The 17,519-nt window shown below is 57.5% G+C and carries 18 protein-coding genes; 11 read left to right on the top strand and 7 right to left on the bottom strand.

All coding sequences use genetic code 11. The features are described from left to right. Window positions 1-211 precede the first annotated feature (211 nt). Together HF650_RS13975 and HF650_RS13970 are read left to right on the top strand one after the other, a co-directional pair. The gene (locus tag HF650_RS13975; protein ID WP_187799199.1) at window positions 212-1,786 is read left to right on the top strand and encodes an MFS transporter; all 1,575 of its coding nucleotides are present in this window, start codon (window positions 212-214) and stop codon (window positions 1,784-1,786) included. Window positions 1,787-1,796: 10 nt separating this feature from the next. Then, window positions 1,797-2,936 (top strand): glycoside hydrolase family 88 protein, encoded by a 1,140-nt coding sequence (locus HF650_RS13970; protein WP_187799198.1) that lies wholly within the window; start codon window positions 1,797-1,799, stop codon window positions 2,934-2,936. Window positions 2,937-3,130: 194 nt separating this feature from the next. On the opposite strand, the gene argS is transcribed toward HF650_RS13970, so the two are convergent. Beyond that, window positions 3,131-4,864, bottom strand: coding sequence for an arginine--tRNA ligase (gene argS / locus HF650_RS13965; protein ID WP_187799197.1), 1,734 nt, complete (start codon window positions 4,862-4,864; stop codon window positions 3,131-3,133). Between the two features lie 145 nt (window positions 4,865-5,009). On the opposite strand from argS, the gene HF650_RS13960 reads away from it, so the two are divergent. Continuing rightward, entirely contained in the window at window positions 5,010-5,570 is a 561-nt protein-coding gene (locus HF650_RS13960; protein ID WP_187799196.1) for a VOC family protein, read from the top strand. Between the two features lie 51 nt (window positions 5,571-5,621). Continuing rightward, complete coding sequence (gene cutC, locus HF650_RS13955) at window positions 5,622-6,365, top strand: copper homeostasis protein CutC (RefSeq protein ID WP_187799195.1); 744 nt, start codon at window positions 5,622-5,624, stop codon at window positions 6,363-6,365. Between the two features lie 82 nt (window positions 6,366-6,447). Here cutC and cmoB read toward each other — a convergent pair whose 3' ends face one another. From cmoB to HF650_RS13930, 5 genes are read right to left on the bottom strand one after another with little or no spacing between them, the layout of a single operon-like run. Then, window positions 6,448-7,419: a tRNA 5-methoxyuridine(34)/uridine 5-oxyacetic acid(34) synthase CmoB gene (gene cmoB / locus HF650_RS13950; protein ID WP_187799194.1), complete on the bottom strand. Its 972-nt coding sequence runs from the start codon at window positions 7,417-7,419 to the stop codon at window positions 6,448-6,450. Then, window positions 7,416-8,156, bottom strand: a complete 741-nt coding sequence (cmoA, locus tag HF650_RS13945; RefSeq protein ID WP_187799193.1) for a carboxy-S-adenosyl-L-methionine synthase CmoA — start codon at window positions 8,154-8,156, stop codon at window positions 7,416-7,418. Before cmoA ends, cmoB begins: the two co-directional genes overlap by 4 nt. Window positions 8,157-8,195: 39 nt before the next feature. Further along, complete coding sequence (locus HF650_RS13940; protein WP_187799192.1) at window positions 8,196-8,591, bottom strand: MAPEG family protein; 396 nt, start codon at window positions 8,589-8,591, stop codon at window positions 8,196-8,198. A gap of 52 nt (window positions 8,592-8,643) precedes the next feature. Next, entirely contained in the window at window positions 8,644-9,462 is an 819-nt protein-coding gene (locus tag HF650_RS13935) for a DUF72 domain-containing protein (RefSeq protein WP_187799191.1), read from the bottom strand. Beyond that, entirely contained in the window at window positions 9,459-10,025 is a 567-nt protein-coding gene (locus HF650_RS13930) for a hydrolase (RefSeq protein WP_187799190.1), read from the bottom strand. Before HF650_RS13930 ends, HF650_RS13935 begins: the two co-directional genes overlap by 4 nt. A gap of 265 nt (window positions 10,026-10,290) precedes the next feature. Here HF650_RS13930 and aspS point away from each other — a divergent pair, with 265 nt between their 5' ends. The 4 genes from aspS to ruvC all read left to right on the top strand — a co-directional run bounded on the left by aspS (window position 10,291) and on the right by ruvC (window position 13,945). Next, entirely contained in the window at window positions 10,291-12,069 is a 1,779-nt protein-coding gene (gene aspS / locus HF650_RS13925; protein WP_187799189.1) for an aspartate--tRNA ligase, read from the top strand. A gap of 1 nt (window position 12,070) precedes the next feature. Then, window positions 12,071-12,514 (top strand): dihydroneopterin triphosphate diphosphatase, encoded by a 444-nt coding sequence (nudB, locus tag HF650_RS13920; protein ID WP_187799188.1) that lies wholly within the window; start codon window positions 12,071-12,073, stop codon window positions 12,512-12,514. 27 nt (window positions 12,515-12,541) lie between these two features. Next, entirely contained in the window at window positions 12,542-13,282 is a 741-nt protein-coding gene (locus HF650_RS13915) for a YebC/PmpR family DNA-binding transcriptional regulator (RefSeq protein ID WP_023480072.1), read from the top strand. A gap of 141 nt (window positions 13,283-13,423) precedes the next feature. Continuing rightward, window positions 13,424-13,945, top strand: a complete 522-nt coding sequence (gene ruvC, locus HF650_RS13910) for a crossover junction endodeoxyribonuclease RuvC (RefSeq protein ID WP_023480016.1) — start codon at window positions 13,424-13,426, stop codon at window positions 13,943-13,945. Window positions 13,946-13,970: 25 nt separating this feature from the next. Here the strand turns inward: ruvC and HF650_RS13905 are convergent, their stop codons facing one another. Then, window positions 13,971-14,792, bottom strand: a complete 822-nt coding sequence (locus HF650_RS13905; protein ID WP_187799187.1) for a helix-turn-helix transcriptional regulator — start codon at window positions 14,790-14,792, stop codon at window positions 13,971-13,973. Window positions 14,793-14,885: 93 nt separating this feature from the next. On the opposite strand from HF650_RS13905, the gene HF650_RS13900 reads away from it, so the two are divergent. From HF650_RS13900 to ruvB, 3 genes are all read left to right on the top strand, one after another. Next, window positions 14,886-15,767, top strand: coding sequence for an SDR family oxidoreductase (locus HF650_RS13900; RefSeq protein ID WP_187799186.1), 882 nt, complete (start codon window positions 14,886-14,888; stop codon window positions 15,765-15,767). Window positions 15,768-15,867: 100 nt separating this feature from the next. Then, window positions 15,868-16,479 carry a Holliday junction branch migration protein RuvA gene (gene ruvA / locus HF650_RS13895; protein WP_023480105.1) on the top strand — a complete coding sequence of 204 codons (612 nt, stop codon included), beginning with the start codon at window positions 15,868-15,870 and terminating at the stop codon, window positions 16,477-16,479. 8 nt (window positions 16,480-16,487) lie between these two features. Beyond that, window positions 16,488-17,498: a Holliday junction branch migration DNA helicase RuvB gene (gene ruvB, locus HF650_RS13890; RefSeq protein WP_187799185.1), complete on the top strand. Its 1,011-nt coding sequence runs from the start codon at window positions 16,488-16,490 to the stop codon at window positions 17,496-17,498. Window positions 17,499-17,519: the final 21 nt, after the last annotated feature.

Here is a 17,519-nt window from a genome sequence, read left to right as displayed (position 1 = left end):
TTTGACCTCTCCTTTTGAAGCAAAAGAAACGCTGTTTTATAAATCAGTGAAGCGAGTATTGGCACTCTTTGCATTTTTGCCAGATGACGCATGTTGATGGCAGAAACAGAAAGGTTTCCCACTGCGCATCCCCTTACTTTAGCCGTGTAAGAAATTCCTTTGACTCAGCCGGATCGTCAAAGGTCCCCCAAAATGAACAGGGTTGACGGCAATGAAAACACGAAAAATTGGATTGGCTAATTACCTGGCCTACGGGTCAGGCGATTTTCTGGGTGCGGGCACGACAGCACTTACCGCCGCATGGTTACTCTACTTCTACACCACCTTTTGCGGCCTGACGCCGATTGAAGCGACCTTTATCTTCGCCGCCGCGAGGGTGCTGGATGCGGTGGTCAGCCCGCTGATGGGCTTTCTTACCGATAACTTCGGTTCGACTCGTTTAGGCAAGCGCTTCGGACGGCGTAAGTTCTTTATTCTGCTCGGAATTCCCTGCGTCTTCAGCTACTCGATAATGTGGGTCGGGGATATGAGCTTCTGGTACTACCTGCTTACCTATCTGCTGTTTGATGTGGTCTACACCATGATCCTGGTGCCGTATGAGACGCTGGTGCCGGAGATGACTGATGATTTCAAACAGAAAACCAAGTTTTCCGGCGCGCGCATCTCTATGGCGCAGATGTCGGCGATCCTCGCCTCGTTCCTGCCCGGCGTACTGCTGACGCACTTCGGCAAAGATAACGCCGTCTCCTTCTTCTATGCCAGCCTGGTCTTCTCGGTGCTGTGCGCCATTATGCTGACCCTGGTCTGGATCTTTACCTGGGAGCGTCCGCGTGAGGAGTGGACAGAAGCGGCCCTGCGTGCCGAAGAGGAGAAAAAAAGTCTATCCCTCGGGCAGAGCCTGCGCCGCCTGGTGGTGGAACTCAGCTCGACGCTGCGCATAAAGATTTTCCGCCAGCATCTTGGCATGTACCTTGGCGGCTATATTGCCCAGGATGTGTTTAACGCCGTCTTCACCTACTACGTGGTGTTTGTGCTGATGCAGGAGGCGTCACTGGCCTCGAACCTGCTGGGCACGATGGCGATTTTCCAGTTCATCGCCGTTATCGCCATGATCCCCCTCTGTATCCGCTTCGGACCGGCTCCCTCCTACCGCATGGTAGTGGTGCTGTTTGGCCTCAGTGCGATCTCTTACGCGGTGCTCTACTACGCGGGCTTGAGCGATGTCTATTCGCTGCTGTTACTGATCTCTGCGGTGGCGGGTCTGGGGCGCGGCGGCATCAACTATGTACCGTGGAATACCTACACCTATATTGCCGATATTGATGAAGTGGTCACCGGCCAGCGCCGCGAAGGGATCTTCGCCGGGATCATGACCCTGACCCGCAAAGCATCCCAGGCGGGTGCAGTGATGTTGGTTGGGATCGTGATGCAAGCCTCCGGTTTTGTCTCAGGACAGAAAACGCAGCTGCCGGAAGTGAGCCACACCATTTTGATGGTCATGTGTTTCGGCACCGTCGCCGTGCTCTGCTGCGGCTTCCTCGTCTCCCTGCGCTTTAAACTCAATCTGAAAACTCACAGCGTACTGCGTGCAGAGACGGCAAAAATGCGCCAGAACGGCCGCGCCATGCCGGAGAATATCACGCCAGAAGCGCGCGAAACGGTCGAGATGCTGGCGGGGATGCCCTATGAGTCCCTGTGGGGCAATAACAACATTGGTTTCCTGAATCGCAATAAACCGGCTGCGCCCACGCTGAAAGAGGCGCATCTGAAATCGACTTATAATTGAGGTTAATATTATGAAGGTTTGGCCTGTCAAACAGAGCCCGTTACTGCGTCAGCCAGAGCGTTTTATCGCCCGTGATGAACTGAAAGCGCTGATCCGCAAAGTGACGCACAATCTCGTCAACATTCAGGATGATAGCGGCGAATTTTTACTCCGTCTCGACGATGGTCGTGTGATTGACACTAAAGGCTGGGCCGGATGGGAGTGGACGCACGGCGTCGGTCTGTATGGGATGTATCAGTATTATCGCCAGACCGGCGATGAAGACATTCTTGGCGTGATTGATAGCTGGTTTGCCGATCGCTTTGCTGAAGGGGCGACCACCAAGAACGTCAATACCATGGCGCCGTTCCTGACGCTGGCGTACCGCTATGAAGAGACGCGTAATCCGGCGTTTCTCCCCTGGCTGGAGAGCTGGGCGGAGTGGGCAATGAGTGAGATGCCGCGCACCGATCACGGCGGCATGCAGCACATCACGCTGGCGGAGGAGAACCACCAGCAGATGTGGGACGACACGCTGATGATGACGGTGCTGCCGCTGGCGAAGATTGGCAAACTGCTCAACAAGCCGGAGTATGTGGAAGAGGCGGTCTATCAGTTCCTGCTGCATGTGCAAAATCTGATGGATCGTGAAACAGGGCTGTGGTTCCACGGCTGGAGTTATGAAGGGATGCACAACTTTGCGAAAGCCCGCTGGGCGCGCGGTAACAGTTGGCTGACGATTGTGATCCCCGATTTTCTGGAGCTGGTAGATCTGCCGGAGAATAACGCCGTGCGCCGTTATCTGGTGCAGGTGCTGAACGCGCAGATTGCGGCGCTGGCAAAATGCCAGCATCAGAGCGGGCTGTGGCATACGCTGCTGGACGATCCCAACTCTTATCTGGAAGCCTCCGCCACCGCCGGGTTTGCTTATGGCATGCTCAAGGCGTTACGCAAGCGGTATATCAGCGCCGATTACGCCCCGGTCGCCGAGCGGGCAGTGAAAGCGATTGTTGAAAATATCTCGCCGGAAGGGGAGCTGTTGCAGGTTTCGTTCGGCACAGGGATGGGCAGCAACCTTGAGTTTTACCGCCAGATCCCGTTAACTTCCATGCCCTATGGCCAGGCAATGGCGATGCTCTGTTTGACTGAGTATCTGCGCAAATATTTTTGAGTGCGATGAAAAAGAAAACCCCGGGAAACCGGGGTTTTTTGTATGGATAGTGTTGGAGATGTTATCCATCACCAGCCACTCTGCGCAACCTGACGCCGGATGGCGGCTAACGCCTTATCCGGCCTACACGTTAATAATGGCAGGGTAAAACGTAGGCCTGATAAGCGAAGCGCCATCAGGCAACGGGATAGCAGTTACATACGCTCGACGGTTTCGATGCCCAGCGTCTCCAGACCCAGCTTCAGGGTTTTCGAGGTAAGCAGCGCCAGCTTCAGGCGGCTCAGGCGGATCTCTTCGCTTTCGGCGGTGAGGATCGGGCAGTGCTCGTAAAAGCCGGAGAAGAGGCCCGCGACATCATAGAGGTAGGCGCACATCACGTGCGGCGTGCCTTCGCGGGCAACCACGCTCAGGGTCTCTTCGAACTGCAGCAGACGCGCGGCCAGCTGCGCTTCGCGATCTTCGCGGATCGCCACCTGCGCGTTTTCAAGCACCTTCTCTTCAATGCCCGCTTTGCGGAACACCGACAGCACGCGGGTGTAAGCGTACTGCATATAGGGTGCGGTGTTACCTTCAAACGCCAGCATGTTGTCCCAGTCGAAGACATAATCGGTGGTGCGGTTTTTCGAGAGATCGGCATATTTTACCGCGCCAATACCCACCGCATTCGCCAGCTTCTCCAGCTCGTCTGCCGGCATTTCCGGGTTCTTCTCCGCTACCAGGCGGCGGGCGCGCTCCAGCGCTTCGTCCAGCAGGTCAGAGAGTTTTACCGTACCGCCCGCGCGGGTTTTGAACGGTTTGCCATCTTTGCCCAGCATCATGCCGAACATATGGTGCTCCAGCGGCACCGACGCCGGCACGTACCCTGCTTTCCGCACGATGGTCCACGCCTGCATCAGATGCTGATGCTGACGGGAGTCGATGTAGTAGAGCACGCGATCGGCATGCAGGGTTTCATAACGGTACTTCGCGCAGGCGATATCCGTGGTGGTGTAGAGGTAGCCGCCATCCTTCTTCTGGATGATGACGCCCATCGGTTCGCCCTCTTTGTTTTTGTATTCGTCAAGGAAGACCACGGTGGCGCCTTCGCTCTCGACCGCCAGCCCTTTGGCTTTCAGATCGGCGACGATGCCCGGCAGCATTGGGTTATAGAGGCTTTCACCCATTACGTCTTTGCGCGTCAGGGTAACGTTCAGGCGCTCATAGGCTTGCTGGTTCTGGCTCATGGTGATATCAACCAGCTTGCGCCACATCTCGCGGCAGTACTCATCGCCACCCTGCAGCTTAACCACATAGCTGCGTGCGCGCTCGGCAAAGGCCGCATCTCCGTCGTAGTGCTTCTTCGCTTCGCGGTAGAACCCTTCCAGATCCGCCAGCGCCATCTCGCCCGCGTTCTCCTGCTGCTTAAGCTCGAGGAAGGCGATCAACATGCCGAACTGGGTGCCCCAGTCGCCGACATGGTTCGCGCGGATCACATTGTGACCGAGGAACTCCAGGGTACGCACGGCGGCGTCGCCAATGATGGTGGAACGCAGGTGGCCGACGTGCATCTCTTTCGCCACGTTCGGCGCGGAGTAGTCGACGACGATGGTTTGCGGCTCTGGAACCGAGACGCCAAGACGGTCAGATTTCAGCGCCTGGTCGACGTGCTCTGCGAGAAACTCCGGCGCGAGGAAAATATTAATAAAGCCAGGGCCTGCGATCTCCACTTTCTGGGCGATACCGTCGAGGGAGAGGTGAGTCAGAACTTGCTCAGCGAGTTGTCGCGGGGCCATGCCCAGTTTTTTTGCAACTGCCATCACGCCGTTAGCCTGATAGTCGCCAAACTGAACTTTTGCTGACTGCCGCACCTGCGCTTCGCACTCTGCGGGGGCGCCTGCCGCAATCATGGCCTGACTGACTTTTTCTGAGAGAAGTGCCTGAATATTCACCGGGATACCTTACATTTGCGACGCCGCGAAAGAGGGCGGCGTCCGGGTGTTTATGAAAGGCGGGAGTATACTGCAAATGCCCGGTGGCGTCAGCACCGCATAACACGGTAGATTATGCGCTTTGTTATGAGTTGCGAGCACTGTTATGCGCCATTGGCAAACTATTGAAGAGTTGCAGGATATCGTGGAAGATCTGCCGCGTTTTACGGCGGATCTGCAAAATTTCACTTCCCGTCTCGGGCTGGCTATCGCACCCTTAGATGCCGACCACATCTCCCTGCGTTGTCACCAGAACGCCACGGCGGAGCGCTGGCGGCGCGGGTTTGAGCAGTGCGGCGAACTGCTGTCGGAAAATATCATTAATGGCCGCCCCATCTGCCTGTTTAAGCTGCATGAACCGGTCTGCGTTGCCCACTGGCGGTTCAGCGTGGTGGAGCTGCCCTGGCCGGGGGAGAAGCGCTATCCCCATGAAGGGTGGGAGCACATTGAAATCGTCCTGCCGGGCGAGGTGGAGACCCTGAATGCGCGGGCGCTGGCGCTGCTGGCCGACGAAGGCCTGAGCCAGCCGGGGATCTCCGTGAAAACCAGCGCGCCAAAAGGCGAGCGCGAGCGGTTGCCCAACCCGACGCTGGCAGTGACGGATGGCAAGGTAACGGTGAAATTCCACCCGTGGAGCATCGAGGCAATTGTCGCCAGCGAGCAGTAAAAACACGGTTTGAGCCTGTTTGCGCGGGCGAGAAGAGGTAAAGGAGAAGTGATGACACTACTGGAGATCTGCTGTTACGGCGTTGAGGATGCGCTTATCGCCGAGCAGCATGGTGCTGACCGCATTGAGTTTTGTGCTGCGCCGAAAGAGGGCGGTCTGACGCCATCCTTCGGCGCGTTGCAGGCAGTGCGTGAGGCGGTGACCATCCCCGTCCATCCGATTGTGCGACCGCGCGGCGGCGATTTTTGCTATCGCGAGGATGAGTTTCGCGTGCTGCTGGCGGATATCGCGCAGGTGCGCGAACTTGGCTTTCCGGGCGTGGTGACCGGCGTGCTGAATGAGGATGGCGAAGTCGATGTGGCGAGAATGGCGCAGATAATGCGCGCCGCAGAGGGGATGGCGGTGACTTTTCATCGCGCCTTCGATATGTGCGCCGATCCGCACCAGGCCGTTGAAATATTGTCACAATCAGGCGTGGCGCGCATCCTGACATCCGGGCAGCAGGCGACGGCGGAAAAAGGAGTTTCACTTATTACGGAACTAAATGCGCTCCCCGGTGTTCCAATCATTATGGCTGGCGCAGGCGTGCGTCCTGACAACCTTGAACTCTTTCTTCGCGCTGGTTTGCAAGAGGTGCATAGCTCGGCAGGAAACTGGACAGCGTCGCCGATGCGCTATCGCAACAGTGGGTTATCGATGTCGTCCGATGCAAGCGCCGACGAGTATGCCCGCTACGGTGTCGATAAAGAGGCCGTCGCAGAGATGAAAGCGCTGATTGTTAACTACCGCCAGTAAACGTTTTTACCGCCGCATCATGTCGCCCAATGTGATGCTTGCTTGTACCAGGCCCCTGCCATTAACAGGGGCCTTTTTTTGTCTACGGTTTACGGGCAATCAGCACCGCGCGCAGCGGGGCAGGGTAGCCTTCCACCGTTTTAGTGCGATCGTTCGGGTCGAGAAAATCAGCCAGCGATTCGGTTACCATCCACGATGTGCGGCGCTGCTCATCGCAGCTTGTCACATTGGCATCAACAATGCGCACATCGACAAAACCACACTTCTCCAGCCAGTTTTTTAGCGCCAGCGCGGAGGGGATAAAGTAAACGTTACGCATCTGCGCGTAGCGGTCACCCGGCACCAGCACGGTGTTTTCGTCACCTTCCACCACCAGCGTCTCCAGCACCAGTTCACCCTCTTTAACCAGTTGATCTTTCAACTGCCAGAGATGCTCCAGCGGCGAGCGGCGATGGTAGAGCACGCCCATGGAAAAGACAGTGTCAAAGGCGTTCAGTGCAGGCAACTGCTCAATGCCGAGCGGCAGCAGATGCGCGCGGCGATCGTCGCCTAATAACTTGCGCACCGCTTCAAACTGGCAGAGAAAAAGCTGCGTCGGGTCGATACCGACCGCCAGCTGCGCGCCCGCGCCAATCATGCGCCACAAGTGGTACCCGCTGCCGCAGCCAACATCCAGAATGGTGCGACCGCGTAGGTCAGAAAGGTGCGGCAAAACGCGTTCCCACTTCCAGTCCGAGCGCCATTCGGTGTCGATATCAAGACCGTAGAGTGAAAACGGCCCTTTACGCCAAGGCATCAGATTACGCAGCAGCGTCTCCATCCCCTTTAACTGCCCGGCGCTTAACGGTTCGGCGCTGCGTGCGATGACGCCGTTGACGAAATCGAGCGAATCCGGCGTCAGGCTGGGCAGGAACTCAACGGCGTTGTTCCACTGCTTGAACTGCCCGTGCAGGGTTTCGCGCTGCCAGGCGGCGATTTGCGCCGGAAGCGTCTCGAGCCAGTGGGCGAGGGGACCGGTGGCGATCTGCTGATAAAAACGGCCAAACTCGATCATGACTGCACCGCCTTCAGTGCCACCAGCGAACCGAAGTTAAAGCACTGGAACCACAATTCGCTGTGCTCAAAACCCGCGGTGCGCAGGCGTGCTTTGTGGGCTTCAACGGAGTCCGTCAGCATCACATTCTCCAGCATGCTGCGCTTCTGGCTGATCTCCAGCTCGCTGTAGCCGTTGGCGCGTTTAAAGTCGTGGTGCATATTGAACAGCAGCTCGCCGACAGTGTGATCTTCAAAACTAAACTTTTCAGAGAGTACCAGCGCGCCGCCCGGGTTCAGCCCCTGATAAACTTTTTGCAGCAGCTTCAGCCGGTCATCGGGTTCGAGAAATTGCAGGGTGAAGTTGAGCACCACCAGCGAGGCGTTGTTAATCTCGATATCGCGAATATCGCCCTCAATCACCTCAACCGGCGTCGGCGCTTTATAGGCGTCGATATGACGGCGACAGCGTTCTACCATTGCAGGTGAGTTGTCAACGGCAATGATTTTGCAATCGTCATGATGAATATTGCGGCGCACCGACAGTGTGGCAGCGCCCAGTGAGCAGCCAAGATCGTAAACCTGCGTGCCGGGTTGCACAAAGCGCTCCGCCAGCATGCCGATCATCGAAATAATATTGGAGTAACCCGGAACGGAACGCTGGATCATATCCGGGAAGACTTCAGCTACCCGTTCATCGAAGGTCCAGTCGCCGAGGCGGGCGATAGGCGCAGAAAAAAGCGTGTCGCGGTGAGACATAGTGTAAATATCCGGGAAAACAAAGGGGCGTATTGTGCGCTAACGCAGGGAGAAAACCAACTCCCAGGGCATATACCACACATTTGCCAGCACCATCAGCAGCAGGGAGCAGAGCGTTGCGCCCATCCCGTAACGCCGCCAGTAGATAAGCCGATGATGCAAACCGTAATAGTGCATCAGACGGCCAACAATCAGTAGAGTACCGCAGAGATGCACCATCCAGTTTTGCGCGCCGTTCATCTCCATAAACAGCAGCAGGATCAGCGCAACAGGAATGTACTCCACGGCATTGCCGTGAATACGCATCGCGTTCTGCAACTCACTAAACCCGCCGTCGCCAAAGCTCACACGGTACTGCATACGCAGACGAATCACATCAGAAGCAAATTTAACCAGTAATAACGCACCCAGCACGGCATACAACGCGCTTACCATACTAACTCCCTTTAAGGTTACGGCGATAGCCCATCAATGATAGGTGCTGGGCTTAAAAAAGAGAAGATTGTAACGGCAGGGAGGGGGCTTCGCCGACGATCGGCATCGCGGTGCGAAGATCCTGCCACAGAGTTTCGACCAGCTCGGGAGCCTGGGCGATATCGGGCGTATGCAGGAACAGATAGGGCGTGGTGGTCTGCTCCCAGGCTGGCAGTTTGTTTAACCAGACGGCGAAAAGCTCGCGGTTCTGCGCCATATCGTCACTGCCGATAAAGCGCACCATTGGATGCCCGGCGGTAACCAGCGCATGCACCGGTACTTTCGGCTTCTTACGCTGCGCCTCGCGCACCGCTTCGCTATGCGGTTTCGCGCTGTGCACCGGGCGGCTGTCAAGCATCACGCGGTTGACCTTGCGCGCGTGCAGCCCCTGGTTGAGGGCTTTCTCCTCGTCGCCTTTCTCAAAGAAGGCGGGATGGCGCACTTCGACGCCGTAGGTAAAGCCTGCGGGCAGCGTATCAAGAAAAGCCCACAACGCAGGGAGATCGCGCGGGCCAAATGTCGCTGGCAGCTGGAGCCAGTATTGGCCAATCCTGCCGGCGAGCGGCGACATGCGGCTAAAGAATTCGTGGGTTAAATCATCACAGTTTCGCAGCGCCGCCTGGTGGGAGATGGTGGCGGGAAACTTAAAGCAGAAGCGGAAATCATCGCTGGTCTGATCGTGCCAGCGCGAGACAATCTCCGCTTTCGGGAGCGCATAGAGCGTGGTGTTGCCCTCAACACAATTGAAGTGACGGGCATACTCCTCAAGGGAGGTGATCCCAAGGCGCACCCATTTCGGGTGCGACCACTGCGGCAGGCCGATATAGATCATAACGCCGCGATAATCTCCTCGCTGCTGCGCACGCGACCGATACGCGGGAAGATGTTTTTCATGCTGCCCTGATGCTGTTCGGCATCGGCGGCGCTGCAGGCATCTTCAGCGATAATCAGCGAAAAGCCCATCTCCCAGGCGTTGCGGGCGGTGGATTCGACGCCGATATTGGTCGAAATGCCGCACAGCACGATGGTGTCGATACCGCGACGGCGCAGCTGCATTTCCAGATCGGTGCCATAGAAAGCGCCCCACTGGCGTTTAGTTACCTCGATATCGCTCGCCTGTTTGCCAAGCGCTGCCGGGTAATCCCACCAGTTCTCCGGCAGGCCGTGACCGCCCATCGCGGCGTCCACCGGCTGCTTCAGCGCTTCGGCAAAATCCGCCGACCAGCCGACACGCACCAGCACCACCGGCGCGCCGTTGGCACGAAACTTCTCGGCCAATCGCGCCGAGCGCGTTACAACCTCTTGCGCAGTGTGCGGGCCGCCGGCGAAGGGCAGAATGCCTTCCTGAAGATCGATAACTACCAGTGCCGTTTTCGCCGTGTTGAGTTCCAGCATGTTCACTCCTGAAAATAATCGCGTTGGGGCATTACCTTACGCGCTCTTTCCGCGCGCCGGGTTTACAATTTTTGTTAAATTTTGTGAGAATGCGCAATAAGCGCGCAGCAAACGTGCGTACAGTCGGTAGCGGGCTTATCGTCGGTCATTATTTCCAGTATAATAGCCCCCTTTTTTCATCCAGATGTGACATACGAAAATAGCTGCCCCCAGCGCGCCTGCGCCGCAGGTGATGGGTCATGCGCAGCTAATTAAGGGATATCTCATGCGTACAGTATATTGCGGGCAGCTCAATCAGTCCCATGTCGGACAGCAAGTAACGCTTTGTGGGTGGGTCAACCGCCGTCGTGACCTCGGTAGCCTTATCTTTATCGATATGCGCGATCGCGAAGGCATCGTGCAGGTGTTTTTCGACCCGGACCGTCAGGATGCGTTCCAGCTCGCCTCTGAACTGCGTAATGAGTTCTGCATTCAAATTACCGGTACTGTTCGCGCCCGCGAAGGCAAAAATGCCAACAAAGAGATGGCTACCGGTGAAGTGGAAGTGTTCGCCACTGAACTGACCATCATCAACCGCGCCGACGCGCTGCCGCTGGATTCTAACCACGTCAACACCGAAGAAGCGCGTCTGAAGTACCGCTATCTCGACCTGCGTCGCCCTGAGATGGCGCAGCGCCTGAAGACGCGTGCGAAAATCACCAGCTTCGTGCGCCGTTTTATGGATGATCACGGTTTCCTCGACATCGAAACGCCGATGCTGACCAAAGCGACGCCGGAAGGCGCGCGCGACTACCTGGTCCCGAGCCGCGTGCATAAAGGCAAATTCTACGCGCTGCCGCAGTCTCCGCAGCTCTTTAAGCAGCTGCTGATGATGTCCGGCTTCGACCGCTACTACCAGATCGTTAAATGCTTCCGCGATGAAGATCTGCGCGCTGACCGCCAGCCGGAATTTACCCAGATCGATGTGGAAACCTCCTTCATGACCGCGCCGCAGGTGCGTGAAGTGATGGAAGCGCTGGTTCGCCAGCTGTGGCAGGAAGTGAAGGGCGTCGATCTCGGTGAGTTCCCGATCATGACCTTTGCCGAAGCCGAGCGTCGTTACGGTTCCGATAAGCCGGATCTGCGCAACCCGATGGAGCTGGTGGACGTTGCCGACCTGCTGAAAGCGGTCGAGTTTAAAGTCTTCTCCGGCCCGGCTAACGATGCCAAAGGCCGCGTTGCCGCACTGCGTGTGCCGGGCGGCGCGCAGCTTAGCCGTAAACAGATTGATGACTACGGCAAGTTCGTTGAAATTTACGGCGCGAAAGGTCTGGCCTACATCAAAGTTAACGAAGCGGCGAAAGGCCTTGAGGGCATCACCAGTCCGGTAGCGAAATTCCTCAACGCTGAGATCGTGGGCGAAATTCTGTCGCGCACCGGCGCGCAGGATGGCGACATGATCTTCTTCGGCGCTGACAACAAGAAAGTGGTTGCCGATGCGCTGGGCGCGCTGCGTCTGAAGCTGGGTAAAGATCTGAATCTAACCGACGAAAACAAATGGGCGCCGCTGTGGGTTATCGACTTCCCGATGTTTGAAGATGACGGCGAAGGCGGCCTGACCGCGATGCACCACCCGTTCACCGCCCCGCGCGACATGAGCCCGGCCGAGCTGAAAGCGGCACCGGAAACGGCGATCGCTAACGCCTACGATATGGTTATCAACGGCTACGAAGTGGGCGGCGGTTCCGTACGTATTCATAACGGCGAAATGCAGCAGACGGTGTTTGGCATTCTCGGTATCAATGAGCAGGAGCAGCGCGAGAAGTTCGGCTTCCTGCTCGACGCCCTGAAATATGGTACGCCGCCGCACGCGGGCCTGGCGTTTGGTCTCGACCGTTTGACTATGCTGCTGACCGGCACCGACAACATCCGTGACGTTATCGCGTTCCCGAAAACCACGGCGGCGGCATGCCTGATGACCGAAGCGCCGAGCTTCGGCAACCCAACCGCGCTGGCGGAGCTGGGTATCTCGGTTATCAAAAAAGAGACGCCGGAGAGCAAATAAGATGTCCTTTAAGCATCCCGTTTCTGTGCTGGTGGTGATTTATGCCGAAGCGACAAAACGGGTGCTGATGTTGCAGCGACGCGACGATCCCGAGTTCTGGCAGTCGGTTACCGGCAGCCTCGAGCCGGGTGAAAGCGCGTTGCAGGCCGCCGCGCGCGAAGTCATGGAAGAGGTCAATATCGATGTCGGCGCAGCGCCGCATCGCCTGATTGACTGCCAGCGCACGGTGGAATTTGAAATTTTCAGTCATTTACGTCATCGCTATGCGCCGGGCGTGACTCACAACACCGAATCCTGGTTTTGTTTAGCGCTGCCCCATGAGTGCCCAATTGTGTTTACCGAACATCTGGCGTACCGCTGGCTTGATGCGCCCGCTGCGGCGGCATTGACCAAGTCGTGGAGCAACCGGCAGGCGATTGAAGAATTTGTTATTAACGCCGCCTGAACGGCGGTTTTTTCTGGAGAATTTTTTATGGCAGGTCACAGTAAATGGGCCAACACCAAACACCGTAAAGCGGCACAGGATGCCAAACGCGGTAAGATCTTCACCAAAATTATTCGTGAGCTGGTGACAGCGGCACGTCTGGGCGGCGGCGATATCGCCTCGAACCCGCGTCTGCGCGCGGCGGTCGATAAAGCGCTCTCCAACAACATGACGCGTGACACCCTGAACCGCGCCATCGCGCGTGGCGTCGGCGGTGACGACGACGCGAACATGGAAACCATCATTTATGAAGGTTACGGTCCTGGCGGCACCGCGGTGATGGTCGAGTGCCTGAGTGACAACCGTAACCGTACCGTTGCCGAAGTGCGCCATGCCTTCAGCAAATGCGGTGGCAACCTCGGTACCGACGGTTCTGTTGCCTACCTGTTTAGCAAGAAAGGGGTGATCTCTTTCGAAGCGGGCGATGAAGACACCATCATGGAAGCGGCGCTGGAAGCCGGTGCTGAAGATGTGGTGACTTACGACGACGGCGCGATTGACGTTTACACCGCCTGGGAAGAGATGGGTGCCGTGCGCGATGCGCTGGAAGCTGCCGGTCTGAAAGCGGACAACGCTGAAGTGTCGATGATCCCGTCGACCAAAGCGGATATGGATGCGGAAACCGCACCGAAGCTGCTGCGCCTGATCGATATGCTGGAAGATTGCGACGATGTGCAGGAGGTTTATCACAACGGTGAGATCTCCGACGAAGTTGCGGCAACCCTGTAATACCCGCTATTTTCTGCCCACAGGGGCGGTGGCTCTCTTCGCGTACCCGCTCCTTTGTGACGGGCGCAGCCGCCTTCCTGTGCGCGGAAATACGCTGGGTAGTAAAGGTTGCAGAATGAGTGAGTTAAGCGGAGAGGCACAATGGCGATTATTCTCGGGATCGACCCGGGTTCACGTATCACCGGTTATGGTGTGATCCGCCAGACAGGCCGCCAGCTGACCTACCTCGGCAGCGGCTGTATCCGCACAAAAGTTGACGATCTGCCCTCGCGTCTGAAGCTGATTTATGCAGGCGTGTCGGAGATCATCACTCAATTTCAGCCGGACTTTTTCGCCATCGAACAGGTGTTTATGGCGAAAAACGCCGACTCGGCGCTGAAACTGGGGCAGGCGCGCGGCGTGGCGATTGTCGCCGCCGTCAATCAGGACTTACCGGTCTTTGAGTATGCCGCCCGCCAGGTTAAACAGACGGTGGTGGGTATTGGTAGCGCGGAGAAGAGCCAGGTGCAGCACATGGTGCGCACGCTGTTAAAACTCCCCGCCAATCCGCAGGCAGACGCCGCCGATGCGCTGGCGATCGCCATTACCCACTGCCATGTCAGCCAGAACGCGTTACAAGTGAGCAGCACAAGGCTCAATCTGGCACGCGGTCGGTTACGTTAAAAAGCGCCGGACTGCGGCGCTTTTTTTATCTCTTCTGCTGTAACAGCAAGCGGATTTTATCCGCATCCTCCTCGCCTGAGGGGCTATAGACCACCAGCGTCAGATCGGGCTGCCCCTCCACGGAAAAACTTGAGTACTCCAGCGAGAGCCGACCTGCACTGGCGTGGAAAATCACTTTCGTGCCTTCGCCCATCACCTCGACATCATTGGTTTGCCAAAGCCTGGCAAACTCCGGCGACGCCGCGCTCAACTCATCGACCAGCGGCTGAACTTCGAGTGACGCACCGGCCCGGGTTGTCTCTGCGCGAAACGCCGCCACCAGAAAGCGTGTCAGCCCCTGCCAGTCGGCCTGGGAAGCTCGCGCCTGTGGGTTAAGGAAGATGCGGCGCAGGATATTGCGCTCCTGCGCGGGAAGTGTGGCGTAGTCGGCCAGCACCGCCGTGGCGGCCGCGTTCCAGGCAAGCACATCCCAACTGGCGTTGCGGATCATCGCCGGGCTATAGGGCATACTCTCCAGCACTTTTTGTAGCCTGGCGGATACCGTCGCGGCTGGCGCATACTCCACGCCAGGTGCTCGCCCCAGTGCCAGATGGAACACGTACTCGCGCTCACGCCCGCTCAGGCAAAGCGCCTGGCAGATCCGCTCCAGCACCTCTTCTGAGGGCATCCCGCCGCGCCCCTGTTCAAGCCAGGTGTACCAGGTCGCGCTAATACAGGCCAGATGTGCAACCTCTTCACGCCTCAGCCCCGGTGTGCGGCGCCGCGCGGTGTGAAAACCCAGCGCTTGCGGGTCGAGCTGCGCCCGGCGGGATTTCAGATAACTGCCCAGATCTTTTGCGCTCTGCATCCTGTTAGTCCTTATACCACGATAACGTCACTACTTTTCCCCATCGCGGATATTCAGCAGGATAGCGGCGCGAGTCAACATAAGGAGAGACAGATGCATATTTTTCTGACGGGCGCGACCGGATGGGTCGGTGCAAAAGTAGCAGAGGGGTTATTAGCCGCAGGCCATCAAGTGAGCGGCCTGGCGCGTAATAAGGACAAATCCAGGGCGTTTATCGCTGCAGGGGGAGAGGTGGTTTACGGCACGCTTGATGACAGCCAGCTGCTATTTGATGCGGCGGCAAAAGCAGATGCGGTGATTCATACCGCCTTTAATCATGATTTCTCCCGCTTTGCAGAAAATTGCGTTCAGGATGAGCGCGCCATTACCGTGCTGGGTGATGCGTTGCGTGGAAGTTCACGTCCCTTGTTGATCACGTCCGGCCTTGCGCGCCTGGTAGCGGGAGGCCCGGCGACAGAAGAGGACGCGCCCGCCAGCGGGCCGGATTACCTGCGCCGCTCAGAACAGGCCGCGCTGGCGCTTGCGCAACAGGGTGTACGGACAGCCTGCGTGCGGCTGGCACCAACGGTACATGGCGTGGGGGATCGTGGCTTTATTCCGTTCCTGATTTCGCTTGCGAAACAGAGCGGGGTATCTGCGTGGCAGGGTGAAGGGAATAACCGCTGGGCGGCAGTACACCGCAATGATGCAGCAAATGTCTACCGGCTGGCGCTGGAAAGCGGTGCCACGCAAACGGTGTATCATGCGATAGCAGAGGAGGGTATCGCAATGCGTGAAATTGCCATTGCTATCGGCAAAATGCTTGGCGTGCCCGCAGAGCCGCGCGATGCGTCGCATTTTGGCTGGTTTGCTGGCTTCGCCGGCATGGAGATGTCGGCCTCAAGTGAACAGACGCGCAGGACGCTGGGATGGAAACCTTCAGGACGCGATTTATTAACCGATCTGCACGATATGGACTATTACGTGAATTCCTGAAGCGCGTTCGCGCTTTTTCCTTCATTATCGGCTGGATATCTATCCAGCCTTTTTTTATGATACAGCATTACTTTTTTAGCACTTAGCGCAGGAGCGTCACGTGATAGGCAGACTCAGAGGCATTATTGTCGAAAAACAACCCCCGCTGGTCCTGCTCGAAGTTGGAGGGGTAGGGTATGAAGTGCATATGCCGATGACCTGCTTCTACGAATTGCCGGATGCCGGCAAAGAGGCGACCGTCTTTACACAGTTTGTGGTGCGCGAAGATGCGCAGCTGCTCTACGGTTTTAATAATAAGCAGGAGCGCACCCTGTTTCGTGAGCTGATCAAAACCAACGGCGTCGGGCCGAAGCTGGCGCTGGCGATCCTCTCCGGCATGTCGGCGCAGCAGTTTGTGAATGCCGTTGAGCGTGAAGATCCCGCCGCGCTGGTCAAACTGCCGGGCATTGGCAAGAAAACCGCTGAACGCCTGATTGTGGAGATGAAAGACCGCTTTAAAGGGCTGCATGGCGACCTCTTTACCCCTGCGGCCGATCTGGTACTGGCCTCGCCAGCAAGCCCCTCTACAGATGATGCCGAGCAAGAAGCCGTTGCTGCGCTGGTGTCGCTGGGCTATAAACCGCAGGAAGCGAGCCGGATGATCAGCAAAATCGCGCGTCCGGACGCCAACAGTGAAACCCTGATCCGTGAAGCGCTGCGTGCGGCGTTGTGAGGTAGAGGATGATTGAAGCAGACCGCCTGGTTGCCGCCGCCAGCACGATTGTAGAAGAAGTTGCGGATCGGGCGATTCGACCAAAACTGCTGGATGAGTATATCGGTCAGCCGCAGGTGCGCTCGCAGATGGAGATCTTTATCCAGGCGGCGAAATTGCGCGGCGATGCGCTCGATCACCTGCTGATTTTCGGCCCGCCGGGTCTGGGTAAAACGACGCTGGCAAATATCGTCGCGAACGAGATGGGCGTTAATCTGCGCACTACCTCCGGCCCGGTGCTGGAAAAGGCGGGCGATCTGGCCGCGATGTTGACCAACCTTGAACCTCATGACGTGCTGTTTATCGATGAAATTCATCGCCTTTCGCCGGTGGTGGAAGAGGTGCTCTACCCGGCAATGGAAGATTACCAGCTCGATATCATGATTGGTGAAGGCCCGGCCGCGCGCTCTATCAAAATCGACCTGCCGCCCTTTACGCTGATTGGCGCAACGACCCGCGCCGGTTCGCTGACCTCGCCGCTGCGCGATCGCTTTGGTATCGTTCAGCGCCTGGAGTTCTACCAGGTGGCCGACCTGCAACATATCGTCGGGCGCAGTGCGCGTTTTATGGGGCTGGAGCTGAGTGAAGAGGGCGCACTGGAAGTGGCGCGCCGCTCACGCGGTACGCCACGTATCGCCAACCGTCTGCTGCGCCGCGTGCGCGATTATGCTGAAGTGAAGCACGATGGTGATATCAACGCAGAAGTTGCCGCCCAGGCGCTGGATATGCTCAATGTCGATGCCCAGGGCTTCGACTATATGGATCGTAAGCTGCTGCTGGCGGTGATCGATAAATTCTTTGGTGGTCCGGTGGGGCTGGATAACCTTGCTGCGGCGATTGGCGAAGAGCGTGAGACCATCGAAGATGTGCTGGAGCCTTACCTGATTCAGCAGGGCTTTTTACAGCGTACGCCGCGCGGTCGCATGGCGACGCCGCGCGCCTGGGATCACTTTGGCATTACGCCGCCGGAAATGCCCTGATAAGCAGTGCCAGCGCCGGGC

The organism is Kosakonia sp. SMBL-WEM22 (assembly GCF_014490785.1).
Lineage (GTDB): Bacteria > Pseudomonadota > Gammaproteobacteria > Enterobacterales > Enterobacteriaceae > Kosakonia.
The sequence above is the reverse complement of the archived record's forward strand: the minus strand, read 5'-3'. Positions and strand labels throughout refer to the sequence as shown.

What these genes read in the sequence shown, in the direction of transcription:
- HF650_RS13975 (WP_187799199.1), top strand. Translation starts at nt 212, where the DNA reads ATGAAAACACGAAAAATTGGATTGGCTAATTACCTGGCCTACGGGTCA.
- HF650_RS13970 (WP_187799198.1), top strand. Translation starts at nt 1,797, where the DNA reads ATGAAGGTTTGGCCTGTCAAACAGAGCCCGTTACTGCGTCAGCCAGAG.
- HF650_RS13960 (WP_187799196.1), top strand. Translation starts at nt 5,010, where the DNA reads ATGCGCCATTGGCAAACTATTGAAGAGTTGCAGGATATCGTGGAAGAT.
- cutC (WP_187799195.1), top strand. Translation starts at nt 5,622, where the DNA reads ATGACACTACTGGAGATCTGCTGTTACGGCGTTGAGGATGCGCTTATC.
- cmoB (WP_187799194.1), bottom strand. Translation starts at nt 7,419, where the DNA reads ATGATCGAGTTTGGCCGTTTTTATCAGCAGATCGCCACCGGTCCCCTC.
- cmoA (WP_187799193.1), bottom strand. Translation starts at nt 8,156, where the DNA reads ATGTCTCACCGCGACACGCTTTTTTCTGCGCCTATCGCCCGCCTCGGC.
- HF650_RS13940 (WP_187799192.1), bottom strand. Translation starts at nt 8,591, where the DNA reads ATGGTAAGCGCGTTGTATGCCGTGCTGGGTGCGTTATTACTGGTTAAA.
- HF650_RS13935 (WP_187799191.1), bottom strand. Translation starts at nt 9,462, where the DNA reads ATGATCTATATCGGCCTGCCGCAGTGGTCGCACCCGAAATGGGTGCGC.
- HF650_RS13930 (WP_187799190.1), bottom strand. Translation starts at nt 10,025, where the DNA reads ATGCTGGAACTCAACACGGCGAAAACGGCACTGGTAGTTATCGATCTT.
- aspS (WP_187799189.1), top strand. Translation starts at nt 10,291, where the DNA reads ATGCGTACAGTATATTGCGGGCAGCTCAATCAGTCCCATGTCGGACAG.
- nudB (WP_187799188.1), top strand. Translation starts at nt 12,071, where the DNA reads ATGTCCTTTAAGCATCCCGTTTCTGTGCTGGTGGTGATTTATGCCGAA.
- HF650_RS13915 (WP_023480072.1), top strand. Translation starts at nt 12,542, where the DNA reads ATGGCAGGTCACAGTAAATGGGCCAACACCAAACACCGTAAAGCGGCA.
- ruvC (WP_023480016.1), top strand. Translation starts at nt 13,424, where the DNA reads ATGGCGATTATTCTCGGGATCGACCCGGGTTCACGTATCACCGGTTAT.
- HF650_RS13905 (WP_187799187.1), bottom strand. Translation starts at nt 14,792, where the DNA reads ATGCAGAGCGCAAAAGATCTGGGCAGTTATCTGAAATCCCGCCGGGCG.
- HF650_RS13900 (WP_187799186.1), top strand. Translation starts at nt 14,886, where the DNA reads ATGCATATTTTTCTGACGGGCGCGACCGGATGGGTCGGTGCAAAAGTA.
- ruvB (WP_187799185.1), top strand. Translation starts at nt 16,488, where the DNA reads ATGATTGAAGCAGACCGCCTGGTTGCCGCCGCCAGCACGATTGTAGAA.